Annotated in this window: 12 protein-coding genes; all 12 read right to left on the reverse strand. The window is 34.8% G+C overall.

What is annotated here, in order from left to right; genetic code table 11:
- Position 1: 1 nt before the first annotated feature.
- Complete coding sequence (gene deoC / locus DB891_RS05510; RefSeq protein ID WP_116761411.1) at positions 2-745, reverse strand: deoxyribose-phosphate aldolase; 744 nt, start codon at positions 743-745, stop codon at positions 2-4.
- Positions 746-850: 105 nt separating this feature from the next.
- The gene (locus DB891_RS05515; protein ID WP_317045991.1) at positions 851-1,267 is read right to left on the reverse strand and encodes a VanZ family protein; all 417 of its coding nucleotides are present in this window, start codon (positions 1,265-1,267) and stop codon (positions 851-853) included.
- Positions 1,236-1,616 (reverse strand): glycine cleavage system protein GcvH, encoded by a 381-nt coding sequence (gcvH, locus tag DB891_RS05520; RefSeq protein ID WP_116761413.1) that lies wholly within the window; start codon positions 1,614-1,616, stop codon positions 1,236-1,238. Before gcvH ends, DB891_RS05515 begins: the two co-directional genes overlap by 32 nt.
- Positions 1,617-1,698: 82 nt before the next feature.
- Positions 1,699-8,853: a T9SS outer membrane translocon Sov/SprA gene (gene sov / locus DB891_RS05525; protein WP_116761415.1), complete on the reverse strand. Its 7,155-nt coding sequence runs from the start codon at positions 8,851-8,853 to the stop codon at positions 1,699-1,701.
- A gap of 23 nt (positions 8,854-8,876) precedes the next feature.
- On the reverse strand, positions 8,877-9,458 hold the full coding sequence (gene ruvA, locus DB891_RS05530; RefSeq protein ID WP_116761417.1) for a Holliday junction branch migration protein RuvA: 582 nt from the start codon (positions 9,456-9,458) through the stop codon (positions 8,877-8,879).
- A gap of 151 nt (positions 9,459-9,609) precedes the next feature.
- The gene (locus tag DB891_RS05535; RefSeq protein ID WP_116761419.1) at positions 9,610-11,889 is read right to left on the reverse strand and encodes an NADP-dependent malic enzyme; all 2,280 of its coding nucleotides are present in this window, start codon (positions 11,887-11,889) and stop codon (positions 9,610-9,612) included.
- A gap of 153 nt (positions 11,890-12,042) precedes the next feature.
- Positions 12,043-12,477: a CBS domain-containing protein gene (locus DB891_RS05540; RefSeq protein ID WP_116761421.1), complete on the reverse strand. Its 435-nt coding sequence runs from the start codon at positions 12,475-12,477 to the stop codon at positions 12,043-12,045.
- A gap of 231 nt (positions 12,478-12,708) precedes the next feature.
- Positions 12,709-13,635: a tRNA epoxyqueuosine(34) reductase QueG gene (gene queG, locus DB891_RS05545; protein ID WP_116761708.1), complete on the reverse strand. Its 927-nt coding sequence runs from the start codon at positions 13,633-13,635 to the stop codon at positions 12,709-12,711.
- A 124-nt stretch (positions 13,636-13,759) separates the two neighbouring features.
- Positions 13,760-14,782 (reverse strand): Holliday junction branch migration DNA helicase RuvB, encoded by a 1,023-nt coding sequence (gene ruvB / locus DB891_RS05550; protein WP_116761423.1) that lies wholly within the window; start codon positions 14,780-14,782, stop codon positions 13,760-13,762.
- Positions 14,783-14,911: 129 nt separating this feature from the next.
- Positions 14,912-16,708 carry a cytochrome c oxidase subunit I gene (locus DB891_RS05555; RefSeq protein ID WP_116761425.1) on the reverse strand — a complete coding sequence of 599 codons (1,797 nt, stop codon included), beginning with the start codon at positions 16,706-16,708 and terminating at the stop codon, positions 14,912-14,914.
- A 28-nt stretch (positions 16,709-16,736) separates the two neighbouring features.
- On the reverse strand, positions 16,737-17,894 hold the full coding sequence (locus DB891_RS05560; protein WP_116761427.1) for a cytochrome c oxidase subunit II: 1,158 nt from the start codon (positions 17,892-17,894) through the stop codon (positions 16,737-16,739).
- Between the two features lie 19 nt (positions 17,895-17,913).
- On the reverse strand, positions 17,914-19,290 hold the full coding sequence (locus DB891_RS05565) for a cation-translocating P-type ATPase (RefSeq protein WP_116761430.1): 1,377 nt from the start codon (positions 19,288-19,290) through the stop codon (positions 17,914-17,916).
- Between the last annotated feature and the right edge of the window lie 2 nt (positions 19,291-19,292).

Below are 19,292 nucleotides of genomic sequence, written 5' to 3' on the forward strand. Positions count from 1 at the left end.
ATCAATATTGAGAAGACGATTCTTGCCCATTCGCAATCGCTTTGGCTCCAGAAGTCCCAATGCGTTTTACACCAAGCCGAATCATTTGAACAGCTTCATCATACGTTCTCACGCCTCCAGCAGCTTTTACCGGAAGTGGAGAAGCGTTTTCAAGCATTATTTTCACAGAAGCGACAGTAGCTCCGTTAGGCAAATTATTTTCTGTTTTATAAAAACCCGTTGATGATTTTACAAAAACCGAATCATACACGCCTTCTTTAAAATTAGCCACCACAACATTCTTAACCAATGCCGAAAGTTCCGCAATTTGCAAATCATTGAGTGCAGCCACTTCAATAATCCATTTTGCAATTTTACTATGGTCTAAAGCCAATTGAGTTCCTTTTAGGATTTCTTCTTTCACTAAGGCTAAATCACCTTTTTTGAAGGCTTCGTAATTGCACACAAAATCCAATTCATCGGCACCATTTTCTATACACTGAAGTGCTTCATCCAGTTTTGCAGCTATAGAAGATTTACCTTCAGGAAAATCTATTACTGTTCCTACTTGAACTTTTGAATTAGCATTGGAAATCATTTTTTTAGCCAAACCAACCCTATTGGGACGTATCATGATCAGTTTGAAATCCTCATCAATTGCCTCTTGTATAAATCCTTTGGCAACGATTTCATTTTCACTTTCGTTCAACCCAGCTTGTTCAGCCGTTTTCAAGTATGTTGAATCTAAATAATTTTTAATGTTCATCACTGTTCAATTTAGAAGTTCAATTAAACAAATTTACATTATTATACAATTACTCTTGATAATTTAAGCAAATGGTTTTAACAAAAAAATTCCACCGAAGTGGAATTAATTTTTTAAAATGGAGTTTAAGACATTAAACCTATTACAAAATACAACCGTAAAAAGAGCCAATATCGCCCCAATTGCATTGGCTATAAAATCTAAAAAGTCCCCTGCCCTAGTTGTTGTGTATAGCTGTTGCATAAATTCTATTCCTACGCCAAAAAATAAGGACAATAGAAAAGAATAAAACAACGGCCTTATAACATTATTTCGTTGCAATTGTTTTCTTAAGAACAAAAACCAAACTAACGTAAATACAAAATGGAAAAAAGTATGAACACATTTATCCAAATCGGGTATATTAATAGTTGGAATTTCGCTAGATTCAACTAAGCAAAAATAAGCTACAATTCCGGTCCAAAATAAAGCTATTACAAACAATAGATATTTAGGCACCAATAAGCTCTTTGTAAGATTCACTTGAAAGCAATTCCTCAACTTCTGCCAAGTTTGAAATTTTTATTTTAATCATCCATCCAGCTCCATAAGGATCTGCGTTTACACTTTCAGGATTAGCTTCTAAAGCATCATTAAAAGCAATGATTTCTCCAGACAACGGAAGGAACAAATCCGAAACTGTTTTTACAGCTTCAACCGTACCAAAAACCTCATCTTTGTCTAAAGTTTGGTCTAATGTTTCTACTTCAACATATACGATATCTCCTAATTCTTTTTGTGCAAAATGTGTGATTCCCACCGTAGCGACATCACCTTCTATACTAACCCATTCATGATCCTTTGTGTACTTTAAATTTGCTGGTATGCTCATAAAATAATAATTGAATAATTAATAATTGTTTTTTTTACAAATGTAGCAATCTTATAATCAAATCTTGTTTAGATTTTTAAAATTAATTTCCAAAACTGTAACGTAACGTAAATCCGGAACGAATGTTGGTAAGCGGAAATGACGTAGAAATAACCGGTTTAGAAAAAGAATGATTGTAATAGAATATAATCGTCAAATTTTTACTTAGCGAATAATCGGCTGTAAGATTCAAAGTCCAAATGTTTTGACCAGCCGCCAACTGATTGTTGACGTAATCCAAATAACGAACAATCGTTTGATTGTCCCTAAAGGTTAAATCCGCTTTTATATTAATATCACTCTTAATAACACCTGTAGGATTATCGGCTAATCTAGAAGAAAAAACGACATCTTTTATTCGATACCCCAAACCGACCACATATTCTAATCCTTGAACTTCGGTCAATAAATTATTATCAAAACTCATCGATAGCGCTCTATCTTTGTTAATCTGAGTCAACAATTTAAATGAATTTTTAAGCTCAAAATCAACTCTCACAAGAGGATTGAATTGTTCCACTAATGTAACGTTCGACATTATTGTAGAATTGAAATAATTGCCACTATCATCTTTTCCGTTAGGATCTTTGGTATAATTAAAATTAGATCGAAAAGAATTTACCGTATAAGAAGCCCTATAATTTTGTTGCAAAGAAAAACGTTTGAATCTTTTCTTGAAAAAAGTGTAACGCATTAATCCATTGTATTTAATGGCCCAGTTGGGAATTGGGAAACTCCTGAAAACATCAAGCGAAACACCATCAGCATTACTTCCGGTATAGGCTGCTAAAAAGGAGGGCAACAATACCGCTTGATTTGAACCGTTGTATCCTTTCGGATAACCATCGGCACCAATATTCGCAGGATTATTTAAATCGATTCCTTTTTGAGCCGCCAATCGATTGGCAATGGTTAGCCTATTGCTCTTAAAATCCTCAAAAGCACTAGATCTATTTTCATCACTGCTAGAAAAGGAAGTTTTAATTAACACTGTTGAAATCGAAAAAACACCAAAACTATACGGTGATCTAGGATTGTACACACCATCTTTAACATCATACTGTTCTGAAAAATTTTCAGAATAAGCGCGATCCGCCAAGAAATCTATTTTAAAATCAGGAGTCAACTCTACATTGGCAGAACCTTTAAAAATTTGACTATTTACTTGAGTGAAATTTTGATTAAACTCTTCGTAATTGGTTAACCATCCGTTTTTTGCGGCTTCATATCTTACGTCGTTTTGACTTCCGAAAACAAATCCTAAGGTAGGTTTTTTAGATCCAAAAAAACCAACACCCGGAAGAAAACCAGGCAAAACGGTTCCTTTGTTTTCAGTAAAGCTAAGCTGTACATTTTTTACACTCGTTAGAACCCCATACAATCCATCTAAGAATAGACTTCTATTTATATTTTTGAGGACATCCGTTTTCGCCACTTTTTCTCCTGGTTTTGGCGGAGCTGGTTTAGCAACATTTGTTTTTCTTGAGTCCTTAGATATGCCTATATATTTATAGAAAGTCTCCATATTAAAAGTCCCATTCAAATTGGTTGATTTAGCATTTTGCACCGTGTTCCCTAAATTATAACGCATATCTCCAATCTTGACATCACTCATTGCAGTAGAGGCTTGTTGCCAACTATAATCTCCCGTATAAGAGTAACTGGCTTTTACAAAACCAAGAGCGGGAATTTTATATAATGGAATATCATAATTCAAAACAAACTGTTGCATGTGATTATTCGCTGTTCCCGTATCTAAATAACTATCCCAAATAGTGAAATCCTCTAAAGGCACATCATTTTCATCCAGGTAGCTTTTTACAATATTTCGTGATGAAGCGGTATAATTAATTTTTAATGATTTGGTCAAGTTATAATTAAAACCATATTGATAATTGAAACCGAAATTCCTTCTATACAAAGGGTCGAATCCAATTCCAATATCTTCTATTTGTCTAAATTGCTGCAAATTGTTTTGCCTCACAACATTAGTATTAAATGTAATATTAGAAGGCAAATAATTAAAATTAAAATCACTTAAAAACTTCCAATAGGAGCTTTTTTTCATGAACTTCGTTTTCTGAAAAGGCACTATCTCTTTTGGTTGAAAAGTAAAAGCATAATCTACCGCTGTTCTAGATTGTTGGTCTAAGTTCTTTTCAACTTCAAAATCATGACGCTCTACTTCATTGTAATATTGCGAAAAAGTGAAATTTTCCGGATCGTACACCCTTGGTTTTTGCTCCAAACCTCTTTCTTTTCGAACACCAATTAAGTTAATGCTTTTACGTTTGGTATAATCTATCGCTTGCGTTAATTTACTTTTCCTTTCTTCATCACTGTCGGCTTCATCCAAGACTTGATCCAATTTTATATCCTCATAAAAAGGGTCGTATTCTGGAGTAATAATGGATTCCCCAATAGAATAGTTAAAAGGCAAATTAAGCATCCATTTTTTGGGCAAAAATTTACCTAAATTAATATTGGTAACAATATTATACTGTTGTAAATCTTCTCTACTTCGTTCGTTAGGACCTTGTTCTAACCCTCCAAAACCGTAATTTTTCATATTTCCAGTAAAAGACAGCGTTCCTAAATCTGCAAAATTGGTGTCTACATTCAGTAAAGCTGCCATACCACCTTTATTATCCATATCGGCCAAGCGAAGTTCATCAAACCATACCTCTCCTTTAATATCTTGATGGGTTTCATTACTTTTTATACCCATCATAATAGTTCGGACCATTCCCATATTAGGATTTCCTTTTATCCCCAATCGCAGCATATTTCCTTTACCGGCTAGATCAGGATTTAACTCCCCTTCTGTTTGGTAATAAATTCCATCGGGAAGAGTGCTCTGATCTATTTTTAACGCTTCCAATTTTAATTTCGTCAACAAGCTTAACGAAAGATCAATTTCATTTTCACTCGGCCAAACTAATTCGGGACTTACAGGAGTACAAACTCCTCCAATTTTGGCACCGGGAAGTGTCACTTTTAAAGGAATTTCTATTTGGTAAAAATCATCCGAATAATCACTTCCAAAACGAATAAAAGCAACCATTTGGCCGTCTAGTAATTCTATTTCATCGGGTAAGGATTCTGCGTGAACGAACATTTTTAATGCTTTATATTGACGCATGTCTACATTAAAACTTTTGTAGGCACCTCTTCCATGCAAGGGTTCAAGTCCTTTCCCTGATGCCTTCATCGATAGGGACTGCTCATCTTGATTGATTACCGTATTATTATTATACAATTGCTCCCTTACAACGCTCGGCGGACTTACATAGTTTATTGGACATCTATTAGAATTTTCTTCAATATTCACAGCAGCAGTTCCAAAAGCCGTCGATGGATTAGGATCTATTATTCCATTTTCTGATAATTCCTTATCATATAACCTCCACTCCCCTCTAATTAAATCTAAAGCTCCAAAACGCAGCGTAACTTTATCCGTAAAATTAGTCAAGAACATTCTCATAAAACGAATTGAATTAAAATCCGAGATACTCCCTATTTTATTTTCATATTGTTTTACCGGAATTTTAAATTGAATCCATCTTGCTTCTGTTGAATTACCATTTGCCAATGTTACTTGCGTATTCCTAATATCCGAAATGAAATTTTGCCCAACGGTCATATCGGGCTTCATATCAATACTATATTCATAATAAGCATTGATGGTATTCATGGTATTGTCCCTATTGATATCTTCCACATCGGGAACTGTTGAAGACCCTCTATTGGCTGAATTTATATCGACTGCTGAATTCCCATCAACTCCGTTGTAATTTTTATAACGATCAATAACACTTCCCGTGCTGTTCAAATAATAGGTGTAATTATCTCCAGCTGGATCTGGTTCAGCTGCATAATTACCATAAAACGCTCCTTCACCAGCCGATGCAACACCGTCTAAACCAACATCTTGATTGACTCTATTTCCTTGATTATTATCAAAAGCATAAATTAAGGATTGAGACGCAGGCACATTACCCCAAACTTCTGGCGGATTGACCAAAACTTGATCAGGGCCAAGTCCATTTTCATACAATTTTCTGCCGTCTTTCAAAACATCTTCCGAAATTTCACCAAGATTAAAATAGATTTTTCCTGAATTTGTCCCTGGTACACTTCCTTCTCCAACATAAGGATCCATTACCCAAAACTGAATATATTCTACGTTACTTTGTTCAAAATTGGTAGAACTTAATGATCTCATAATTCCCCCAAAATTATCTCTAGGCGTACTTCCAACATTCAATCCGTTATTATAGGGTCCTCTATCAGAAGGATAATAACTCAAATCCAAAGTATTCACCACCAAGGATTGTCCCTGCACAATATCCGTTAAAGGATATAACTCTTCGCTATACACTCTTCTTGTGGTATTCAATGACAAATCATCATTTGATATTCCCGATGGTTTAGACGTATAAAAAACGGGATCAATAGAATACCAAGATAATTTCGATCTTTTAAATCCATAGCTCAAATCAGTGGCAGTAGCATTAAAGTCATAAGCTGTTGGTTTCTGAGCATTTTCATTGGTTGGCGTTGACGACAAACTCCAAGCATATGGAGAACGCAAGTCTATTGATGACTGAGAACTTTCAAAATCATCAACATATATAGTAGCCTGCCCTTCAAACTGATCCCCTTTTGATGCATTAGGCAGCAAATAAGCAATCTCACCACTTACGGAGATATTCGAAGGGACATCCGTGTCTATATTGGGTAACTTATTGACCAAACGGGTGAAAAAAGGAACAGGAGATGAATAATTTCCATGCAATCCAAAAATACTGTTATCTACAGATTCCTGACCGTAACTCGTTTTTTGGGTAAAGGGTTTTTCTCTCATATTTAAGAAAGTTCCCCCAACCATAAAATTTTCGTTTATTAAGTGGTCTACATTTACACCTATAAACCTTCTCGTTTGCTGGCCAAAAGTAGAATTGTTTTCTAAAGAAATTTCTATTGGAGTATTGGAAGCTTGGAGAGAAGGATCAAGAATTTGAACTCTTCCCAGTTGATAATTCACGCTGTAATCTATACCTTCGACCAATATTCTTCCTGCGGCAGTAACTCTAACAGATCCTAAGGGCACATTATAAGCACCGATTGGAATTCCATCTCCTCCTGTCGATTTGTACTTTCCTCTTAATAGAAATTTATTCAACTCCGGATTTTGAGAAGCGGCAGCTTGTGTGTTCCTATACATATTAGGGTTCACATATTTCTTCTGATTGGGATTATAAGTGGTCACATCCTTATAGTCTTCTAAAGAATTTGGGTTTTTTAATTTAGAAAACATTAATTCCCCAAAAGGTTCTTTAGAAGTAAAGATCAATCTTCCATTTTGAGTATCTACCGTTAATCCAGGGACAAAATCAAAGAAACCATCACCACCCACTTGTGGATCATTATTAAAATTCAATCTATCTACGTTTAACACTTTTAATAAAGTCGTGTTTTCTACCGTATTATCTGGAGTAGGATTTGGCGGAAATGGACTTCCATCTACAGGGGTAATATAATTTAGGGGAGATGGATTTTTATAAAGAATATTAAACCTAAAATCATCTTGCACTAATTGATAAGCCCCTTGAATTTGATAAATATTTTTCATCATCAAATTCCAAACTGGATTCGAAACATTTGTCAAACTACTTTTCAACATCTTCAACATCAAAGTTTGAGTCACAATCGTTTGATTGGAAGGTTGGGTACCCGTAACTATAGTAGGATCTACTCCATCATTACCAAATTCACCCACTTGATATACTTTGTCTCCAATTGAATATTGATAAGCCACAGCTAATATTTCATCATTCCCAAGTCGTTGTTGCAATGAAATATATCCTAATTGGGCATTAAACGTATATTCATTAGGCAATAATTTCCTTGCATTTTCTAACTTAGAGTAATCTTGCCCCTCACTAACAGTTGATTTAAATCCTGAACTTGCCGTAACAATTTCTCGAATATCCGTAGTTAACAATCCTTCGGGTTTCCCGATCCAAGCGGGGTTATAACGATTATTCGCATTATCCGAAGGAGTGTCTGGAGGACTCGTAAACATCCCTGTTGGCGGATTTAACACTACTATATCTGTATCATCTGGAAAATTTGACAGTTGGGATTCTCCCAAATCCTGAAGCGCTATTATATTTCTTAAATTATTACTGGTCGCATTGACGCGGTTTTGTTTATTAGTTATCCAAACCTCCAATCTTGAAATCTGAACCCTACTGTCAATAAAAGGATAACTTTTCATCGAACTATCGTATTTGTCTCTAAAATATTGAGACAAAAAGTAGTGCCTGTCATTATCATAATCCGCCCCATACATTTCAAATTCCTGAATTGTACCGCCTCCTTGTGCCACCACCTTTTTGGCTTGGGATTTCTGTTCAGAAAAGACACCTGTAATGGTTGTTTTTCCAAATTGTAACTCGGTTTTTACACCAAATAAGCTTTGGGCGCCTACAATCAAAGTACTGTTTAAAGGCATACTTATGTTACCTACTTCAATTTTTCGGACAATATCATCATCTGCGGGGGTATATTCTAGTTTGAATAAGTTTTGAAATGCAAAAGTAGATTGGGTATCAAAATTGGCATTCACCTGAAGTCGGGTTCCAATTTTCCCCATCAAACTCATGCTAATCCTTTGATTAAAATCAAAAGAGGTATTGGATCTATTTCTAGTTGAAAAAGCGGGATTATCTTGTTTGGTATACAATATACCTAAATCAATTTCTACGGATCCGGTAGGTTTAACATCTATTGTATTACTTCCGAAAATAGACTCAAAAAGTCCTGATTTAATATAATATCTGGGTAATAAATCTTTTTTTGCAGCTTCACTCCCCTCCTTTTTACCATCTATCGCATCTGCCTTTTTCTTGAAATAATCACTCATTGATTCTTTCAAAATTAATTTTTCATACTCTGCAGGAGATAAAACTATAGGGTAATTGATATTAAATCCATCAATAGAATTGGTATAAATATAGGTATTTGTAACGGGATCATAGGTATAGGCCGAAAGAATGCTTTGAGGGTCTTTAATTTGAATCTCCCCTACATCATACCCTTTTTTAACAGTATCTTGAACAACTTGTTGCACTTGAGCCTGCGATACAAAACCGCAAAATAAGACCAGCAAAAAAACATGAATTTTATGCATATCAATTAGGCTTCTTATGTACGTTATAAGTTTTTTAAAGCTTTTTTAATTATAGATTCGACAGTAGCTTCTGGATCTTCTTTAACAATTTTTTCAATTATTTTTTCAGAAGTTTTTCTAACAAATCCAAGGACTTCTAGAGCAGATAACGCTTCATCTTTATTTGTATTGCTTTGAGTCATTGAAACATCATCTAAATCGTATAATTTTAACACTTTCTCTTTCAAATCAAGTATTACTCTTTGTGCAGTTTTGCTCCCAATTCCTTTTATAGTTTGAATGGTTACCACATCACCTGATGCTATTGCATTAATGATTTGTTTTGGATCTAAAGAAGAAAGCATGGTTCGTGCTATACTGGCTCCAATACCTGAAACAGACAATAACATTTTAAAAATTTCTCTTTCGGATTTCTCTACAAAACCAAACAATGTATGTGCATCCTCCTTTATTTGAAGATAGGTGTACAATTTAACAAAATCTGCATTGGGAATTAACGAATACGTATGCAATGATATATTTACATGATAACCAACTCCTCCACAGTCAATTATGACTTCTGTAGGTGATTTCTCCACTAATTTTCCCTGTAAATGTGCTATCATAAATAAAATATCTGTTCAAATGTAATAAAATTTGAGATTAAAAGAAAACTGTATGAAATTTATGATTTGAATCTAAAAGATAAAACCTAATAAAACTCATTCTGCATCTTAAAATCTCAAATTAAATCATTCTTATATTTTGTATTCTATTTTATTTTGTTTTTTTACTTTTTTCTTGTGCATCAATTACTGCTACAGCAGCCATATTCACCATTTCTTCAACACTTGCTCCCAATTGAAAAATATGAACCGGGCTTTTCATTCCCATCATGATAGGTCCTATAGAACCTACTTTATTCAGCTCTTTCAAGAGTTTATAGGTAATATTAGCCGATTCTAAATTCGGAAAAATTAAAATATTAACTTTTTTCCCAGCCAATTTAGAGAAAGGAAACTTTGCGGTTAACATTTCAGGATTTAAAGCAAAATCAGCTTGGACTTCACCATCAACAACAATATCTGGATGATTTTTATGTAAATAAGCCACGGCTTCTCTTACTTTAGAAGCACTTTCATTTACAGATGAACCAAAATTTGAATATGAAATCATTGCAACAACAGGATCTACACCAAACATTTTGGCAGTTTTGGCAGTCATTACGGCTATTTTAGCCAAGTCCTCTGCCGTTGGATTTACGTTTATCGCTGTATCCGACAAAAACATAGGACCCCGACCGGTCATCATTATATTTGTAGTGGCCACTAAGGAAGCATTTGGAGCTTTCCCCACAAGTTGCAACATCGGCTTCACTACAGATGGATAGCTTCGAGAATGCCCAGAAACCAAACCATCTGCTTCACCAGAATTGACCATCATGGCTGCGAAATAGTTTCTTTCTCGCATAAACTTTTGAGCATCAAACAATGAAACTCCATTTCGTTTTCTAGATTCCCATAATGCATTGGCAAATCGATCTCTTCTTTCTTGCTCTTCGTCCAATTTTGGGTCAATGATCTGAACATCGGCATAGAAACCAAGCTCTTCTTTTAATTCCAAAATAATCTCTTTGTTTCCTAATAAAATAGGAAAACCAATACCTTCTTCAGAAACAATTTGAGCTGCTTTTAGAACATCAAGTTGATCCGCTTCTGCAAAAACAATTCTTTTAGGATCTGTTTTGGCTCTATTGGTTAGCAAACGAACCATTTTATTGTCATTCCCCAAACGGTTCAAAAGCTCTTCCTCATACTTATTCCAATCTGTAATTGGGTTAAGGGCAACTCCAGAATCCATTGCCGCTTTTGCAACAGCAGGCGCAACAACAGTTATCAATCTAGGATCAAATGGAGAAGGAATAATATATTCTCTTCCAAAAACCAATTTAGTGGCTCCATAAGCAATATTCACTTGCTCCGGCACCGATTCTTTTGCTAAAGCGGCCAATGCATGTACAGCGGCCATTTTCATAGCCTCGTTTATTTTGGTGGCTCGAACATCTAATGCTCCTCTAAAAATATAGGGAAACCCAAGAACATTGTTTACTTGGTTAGGAAAATCGGAACGGCCAGTCGCCATAATTACATCTTTACGGGTGGCAATGGCTAGGTTATAATCTATTTCTGGATCTGGATTTGCCATTGCAAAAACAATTGGGTTTTCGGCCATTCCCAGCAACATTTTTGGAGTCATGATATTACCGGAAGACAATCCCAGAAAAAGATCTGCCCCCATTAAAGCTTCTTCAAGAGATATTGGTTCAATGTCTCTGGCGTACTTTTGTTGTAACTCAGATAAGGAAGGATTATTTTTTGTTAAAAGTCCTTTACTATTAAACATCAATATATTCTCTAATTTCACCCCTAACAAAACATATAAATTGGCACAGGCCAAAGCTGCAGATCCCGCTCCAGACACTACCATTTTCACTTCTTCGGCTTTTTTTTCAGCCAACTCTAATGCATTTATTAAAGCTGCCGAAGAAATAATTGCGGTTCCGTGTTGATCATCATGCATCACCGGAATATCAAGCTCTTCGACCAATCTGCGTTCGATTTCAAAAGATTCTGGTGCTTTTATGTCTTCCAGATTGATTCCGCCAAATGTTGGCGCAATATTCTTTACGGTCTGGATAAACTCTTCTATATCTTTAGTTCCGATTTCAATATCAAATACATCAATGTCGGCAAAAATTTTAAACAGCAATCCTTTACCTTCCATTACTGGTTTTGAGGCTTCGGGACCAATATCCCCAAGTCCCAAAACAGCTGTTCCATTTGTAATTACAGCTACTAAATTTCCTTTGGCAGTATATTTATAAACATTATTTACATCTTTTGCAATTTCCAAACAAGGTTCAGCAACACCCGGAGAATAGGCTAAAGACAAATCTCTTTGAGTAGCATATTTTTTGGTTGGGACTACTTGAATCTTACCTGGAGTTGGTTTAGCGTGATACAGTAACGCCTCTCTTCTTTTATTATTTTTGTCCATTATTTTAGTTTTTTTTTCAATCCGCAAAGATAAGGACTTCCATTAAAACGGAAGCTTTTATATAATTCTTTTATATAAAATTAGGACAGTTTATGTCCCAAAAAAAAATAGCCACATGAAAATGCAACTATTCTTTCTTGAAAAAATTTTTTTTTATGCCTTGCTTCCACTGATATAGGAATCTAAGTATTGAATGGTACTTTTTTGAAGTTCTATTATCGCTTTTACAACATCCCCTATAGAAATAATCCCAATAACCACATTATTTTCTGAAACCGGTAAATGTCTTATCCTTTTTCCAGTCATTAATTCCATACAATATTCTAAATCATCCGTTGGCTTTACAGTCACAACTTCTGTCTCCATAATATCACCCACTAATGTTTTCTTTGAAGATTTGTCCTTTAAAATAATTTTTCGGGCGTAATCCCTCTCCGATAAAATTCCTTTTAAAACAGTTTCTTCAATAACTAGAACTGCTCCAATATTTTTTTCCCCCATTATTCTCAAAGCTTCGAATACGGTTATTGAAGAAGGTATCGAATAAACTTCCCTTCCTTTTACGCTTAGTATCTGATTTACAGTCATAATAATTTATTTTATAGAAGTTAAAGTTAAAAAAAAATAACACATAAAAAATAAAAATAAAAATTATTTTGTAGCAACTCTGCTGTTCGCAATTTGTGAAGAATGATTAGCCTTTGGCACAAATGAAAAAAATGTAATAGTCAAAAAAAAGATAACTAATAGACAGACCTAACTCTTATTCTTTGAAATTTTACTCATTTAGAAAGCAATAAATATCAAATTTGACACATATTAATCATTCAAAAAAATAATATTGCTTTTAATGCCTGAAAACTTGGCCCTCTTGAGTGGAGAGTTTTTAAATACAATATTGAACGTTTCTTGGGTAATCTCCTCCCAATCTTTTTTAGACATGGAAAGCAATTCCGGATTGGGATTAAACAAGGGTTCATTGTGTGGTTTCGAAAAACGATTCCAAGGACAAACATCCTGGCAAATATCACATCCAAAAGCCCAATCTTCAAACTTTCCTTTCATTTCTACAGGAATGTTTTCTTTAAGTTCGATTGTAAAATAAGAAATACATTTACTCCCGTTTACTACATAGGGAGCAACAATTGCCTCTGTAGGACAGGCATCAATACATGCGGTACACGTACCACAATGATCTGTAACAGCCGTATCGTATTCCAGATCTAAATCTATAATGAGTTCGGCTATAAAATAAAAGGAGCCTACTTTTTGGGTGAGTAAGTTACCACTTTTGCCAATCCAACCCAAACCGCTTTTGGCGGCCCAAGCTCTATCAAGAACAGGTGCCGAATCAACAAAAGCTCTACCCGTAACATCTCCAATTGCAGACTGAATAGAAAAAAGTAATTCTTTCAGTTTATCTTTGATTACAAAATGATAGTCTTGACCGTAGGCGTATTTTGAAATTTTATAGGAATCCGGATTCTGTGTCTCCGAAGGATAATAATTCAACAAAAGGGAAACCACACTTTTGGCATCAACAACTAATAAAGTAGGATCTAAACGTTTATCAAAATGATTCTCCATATAGGTCATTTGACCATTATAATTTTGGTTTAACCAGCTTTCTAAACGTGGTGCTTCTTGCTCTAGAAATCCTGCTTTAGATATACCACAAGATAAAAACCCGAGGCGCTTGGCTTCGGATTTGATGAATTGGGTGTATTTGAACTTATTATTTATCACTTCTAATTTAAAGAAATTGAACTTAGTCTCTGCAAATACCATAGACCTGATGGGAACAACATCCTTTTCCTGCTCTCTTTAAGTAGGAAAAGATATAGTGAACAGCAGGAATAGCTCCTTACAATTAGAACAAACCTCCTTGAATATTTGTTTTAATTTTCCCTAAATGCTTATACGCTTTATCGGTTACTTCACGTCCTCTGGGAGTTCTCATAATAAAACCTTCTTGAATCAAGAAAGGCTCATAGACCTCTTCGATAGTTTCGCTACTTTCGGATACGGCTGTTGCCAATGTAGAAAGACCAACCGGCCCTCCTTTAAATTTATCTATAATGGTATTCAATATCTTATTATCCATCTCATCGAGTCCATGCGCATCAACATTCAATGCTTTCAGAGCATATCGAGCAATCTCAATGTCAATTGTTCCATTCCCTTTTATTTGTGCGAAATCACGCACACGACGCAGTAACGCATTGGCGATACGAGGAGTCCCTCTGCTTCTACCCGCAATTTCAATAGCCGCTTCCATGGAAATAGGCATTTTAAAAATAGAAGCGCTACGTTCCACAATCGATGTCAAAAGTTCGGTGGTATAATATTGTAATCGTGATGAAATCCCAAAACGGGCCCGCATAGGAGCTGTCAACAACCCTGAGCGTGTGGTGGCTCCAATAAGCGTAAACGGATTAAGATTGATTTGAACCGTTCTGGCATTCGGCCCAGATTCAATCATGATGTCTATCTTGAAATCCTCCATTGCCGAATACAAATACTCCTCGACTATTGGGCTTAAACGATGGATTTCGTCTATAAACAAAACGTCTCTTTCTTCGAGATTGGTAAGCAATCCTGCAAGATCCCCAGGTTTGTCCAATACAGGACCCGAAGTTATTTTGATGCCCACTTGCAGTTCATTTGCCAAAATGTTTGCCAAAGTAGTTTTTCCCAGTCCCGGAGGACCGTGAAAAAGGGTATGATCCAAAGCTTCGTTACGCTGATTGGCGGCTGCAACAAAAACCTTAAGATTTTCCAAAACCTGATCTTGTCCTGCAAAATCATCAAAAGACAAGGGTCTTAATCTTTTTTCTATATCGAGTTCTTCAGAGCTGAAGTTAGTATTGGTTGGATCTAAGTTTTCATTCATAGGTGTAAAGATAAGAAAAGAAGTAAAGCTTTGTCAAAGTTTATCCCGACAGCTATCGGGATTGACAAAGCTTAGTGAAAGAAAAAATGCCTTTCCGTAAAGAAAGGCATTTATATAATTTTTGAAATATTAGTGATGTAAAACTACTTCTCCTTCTTTCATTGGAACCGTTTGAGGTACAAAATCCTCTTCGTGAGCAGGATTACTGTAATCATAAGGCCAACGGTGTACGTGAGGAATTTCTCCAGGCCAGTTTCCGTGAATATGCTCCACAGGTGCAGTCCATTCTAGGGTATTCGATTTCCATGGATTCTGAACCGATTTTTTACCGTAGAAAATACTACTAAAGAAATTATACAAAAACACTAATTGAAAAACACCACCAATTAAAGCGAATGTTGTAATCAATACATTTACATTTTGTAAATCGTCAAACAATGGAAAGTTTGTGTTGGTATAATAACGTCTTGGTAAACCCGCTAATCCGATAAAATGCATTGGAAAAAATACCCCATAAGCACAGATTGCCGTTACCCAAAAGTGTACGTATCCTAAGTTTTTGTTCAACATTCTACCAAACATTCTTGGGAACCAGTGATAAACTCCAGCAAACATCCCGTAAAGAGCAGAAATACCCATTACCAAGTGAAAGTGAGCCACAACGAAATAAGTATCATGAACATTAATATCCAAAGTACTGTCTCCAAGAATAATCCCTGTCAAACCTCCTGTGATGAAAGTAGAAACCAAACCAATTGAAAACAACATAGCTGGGTTCAATTGAAGATTTCCTTTCCAAAGAGTTGTGATATAGTTAAATGCTTTTACAGCAGATGGAATCGCAATCAACAATGTTGTAAATGTAAATACTGATCCTAAGAAAGGATTCATTCCTGATATAAACATATGGTGTCCCCAAACAATCGTAGATAAAAATGCAATTGCAATAATTGACATAATCATCGCTCTATATCCAAAAATCGGTTTACGAGAGTTTGTAGCAATAATTTCAGAAGTAATCCCCAATGCAGGTAAGATTACAATATACACTTCAGGGTGTCCTAAAAACCAAAATAAGTGCTCAAACAATACAGGAGAACCTCCTTGGTAATGAAGAACTTCACCAGCAAGATAAATGTCAGATAAGAAGAAAGAAGTACCAAAACTTCTATCAAAAATCAACAATAAAGCTGCAGATAATAAAACTGGAAAAGAAACTATCCCGATTATTGCTGTAACAAAAAACGCCCAAATAGTAAGTGGCAATCTTGTCATTGACATTCCTTTAGTTCTAAGGTTAATAACCGTTACTACATAATTTAGAGATCCCATTAAAGAAGAAGCAATAAATATAGCCATAGAAACCAACCATAATGTCATTCCAAGTCCAGAACCAGAAATAGATTGTGGCAAAGCACTCAAAGGAGGGTAAATTGTCCAACCAGCATTCGCAGGTCCAGATTCAATAAACAAAGAACAAATCATGATTACACTTGATAAGAAGAATAACCAATAAGAGATCATATTCATAAAACCGGAAGCCATATCTCGAGCTCCAATTTGAAGTGGTATTAATAAATTACTAAAGGTCCCACTTAATCCTGCGGTTAACACAAAGAATACCATTATGGTACCGTGTATGGTAACTAAAGACAAATAAATGTCATTAGTCATTACACCGTCTGGAGCCCATTTATCTCCTAGTAATATATTGAAAATCTTGAAAGACTCTTCTGGCCAAGCCAATTGCATTCTAAAAAGCAAAGACATAGTTACACCAATCACTCCCATAATAATACCAGTAATAAGGTATTGTTTGGCAATCATTTTATGATCAATACTAAAAATATATTTAGTAATGAAAGTGTCTTTATGGTGGTGTTCGTGTTCGTGATCCTGTCCGTGATCGTGACCTTCTGCTGACATATATTTATACTTTAAATTTTCTTAATAATTATTTCATCGCTATTTTATCAACAGCTACAGTATCTTTTGATTGAGTTGAATCCGATTTAACTCCTCCTTCAACAGGTTCCTGAGTAGCATTTGCAGCTTTTACTTCGCTAACCAAGGTTGCTTTATCACTCAGCCATTTTTTATAATCCTCAGGTGTGTCAACTATAACTTTCATTTGCATGTTATAATGAGATGCACCACAAATTTTATTACATAATAATAAGTAATCAAAAGTATATGGATCTAAAGCAGTTTCCCCTTTAGCAACAAGCTCTATACTTTTCTTAGCTCTTAAAGCATTTATATTAGCTACTTTGTCAATCATATAAGGCATAGCTTGATATTCTTCAGTAGTATAAATTGGTGTAAAAGCAAACTCAGTAACCATACCTGGAACACAATTCATTTGTGCTCTAAAATGTGGAAAATAAGCAGAGTGCAAAACATCTTGAGAACGCATTTTGAAATGTACTTTTTTTCCTTTTGGTATATGCAATTCAGAAACTATGATGTCATCTTGAGCATAAGGATCTGACAAATCAACCCCTAAAGTATTAACTCCTTCAATCAATCTCACATTTGCTTTACCTAAAACATTATCTGCACCAGCATATCTTGCCGTCCATTTAAACTGTTGTGCATATAATTCAACTACAATTGTATCTTCATCTTCGTCAACAAACATGATGTTTGTCCAAGCATAAAGACCATAAAGAATCAAACCAGCCAAAACCACAGCAGGAATAATACTCCAAATTGCTTCTAATTTATTGTTGTCAGCAAAATACAATGCCTTTTGATCTTTTCTACCTCTGTATTTAAAAGAAAAATAATGCAACAAAACTTGAGTTACAGCCTGAACTATAAATATTAACACCCATGTGATATTCATTAGACTATCAATAAGCGAACCATGTTCTGAAGCTGGCGTATGTAGAACCAAAGGCCCCCAAGCAAATACACCATAAATTGTAAAAATATAAATGAAGGCTAAAAAACCAAACATCAAATACCCTTGCACATTATTATCATCATCGGTTGCAACTTGAGAATCGTCCGAAGTCGATCCTACTTGCGTTAGATCGAAAATCTTCGTCAATTGCCATAAAGCAACAGCCAATAAAACTAAAACTATAATTATCAACAAACTTGTCATCTGTTTTTCTCTTTAAATATTAATAATGAAAATGCTTACTCTCTTCTATATATGGATTTCTTTTTGGCAACAAAGGAACTTTAGTTAATGCTGAGAAGACAACAAAAATAAATAATCCAAGAAAGAATAAAACCGATGCAATTTCTGAAATCCCAATAAACCAACTGCCTCCAACCGTACCAGGCATAATCATATTAAAAAAGTCAATATAATGACCCAATAAAATAGAAACACCAGCCATAACTAAAATCCAAGTGATTCGTTTGAAATCAGTATTTATTAAAATTAATATAGGAAACAAGAAATTCATAACAACAGCACCAAAAAACGGTAAATTATAAACTTGAATTCTAGTAATAAAATAAGTAATCTCTTCAGGAATGTTAGCATACCATATTAACATGAATTGAGAGAACCATAAATAAGTCCAAAAAACACTAATACCAAACATAAATTTAGCTAAATCATGAATATGACTTGTATTTACATTTTCTAAATATCCTCTAGATTTCAAATATACAGTAACCATGGCAATGGTAGTAATACCACTTACAAAGAAACTAGCGAAAACATACCATCCAAATAAAGTACTAGACCAGTGAGGGTCAATTGACATAATCCAATCCCAAGACATAATAGATTCAGTAACAATAAAGAAAACTAGAAACATAGCAGATATGTTAAAATTCTTTTTGTAAAAACTATTATCATCTGACTCATCTTGAGCTAAACAATTTTTTCTAGAGAAATAACGATATGCATTCCATCCTAACAAAAATATAACAGCTCTTACAATCCAGAAAGGAAAGTTTAAATATCCTGCTTTATTAGCAATAATTTTATCATGTGCAACAACTTCAGGATCTAACCATATAAATAAATGGTTAAAGTGTAATCCACAAAGAACCAAAAATATAAAGAAAATTACAGAACCTACAGGCAAGTAAGATGTAATTCCTTGCATCACTCTGAAAAGAACTGGAGACCAACCAGCTTGAGCTACTTGTTGAATAGCATAAAATACTAGGGTACCCATCGAAAGAAGCATAAAGAAAATACAAGCTACGTATAATGCTGCCCAAGGTTTATTACTTAATTGGTGAAATACATGCTCTAAATGTTCCTTATGTTCAGAATCTTCTTTAACATCATGTTTATCTGTTGCTACTTTAGCATGCTCAGCAGAAGCTACTTCATGAGTAGTTTCAGAATCATGAGCAGGTGCAGCTGCTTCATGTTTAGCTTCACCATGTCCTCCATGTGAGTCTGCAGCAAGAAGTGCTTCTACTTCTTGAATATCTTTCGGTGCAGTCCAAAAACCATATCCTATTCCTAAAAGACCAACAGCCATTAAGACAAAAGAAAAAGTTTTTAATTTACTTGAAAATGTATACATAT

It is taken from the genome of Flavobacterium laiguense, from assembly GCF_003097655.1.
Classification (GTDB): Bacteria; Bacteroidota; Bacteroidia; order Flavobacteriales; family Flavobacteriaceae; genus Flavobacterium; species Flavobacterium laiguense.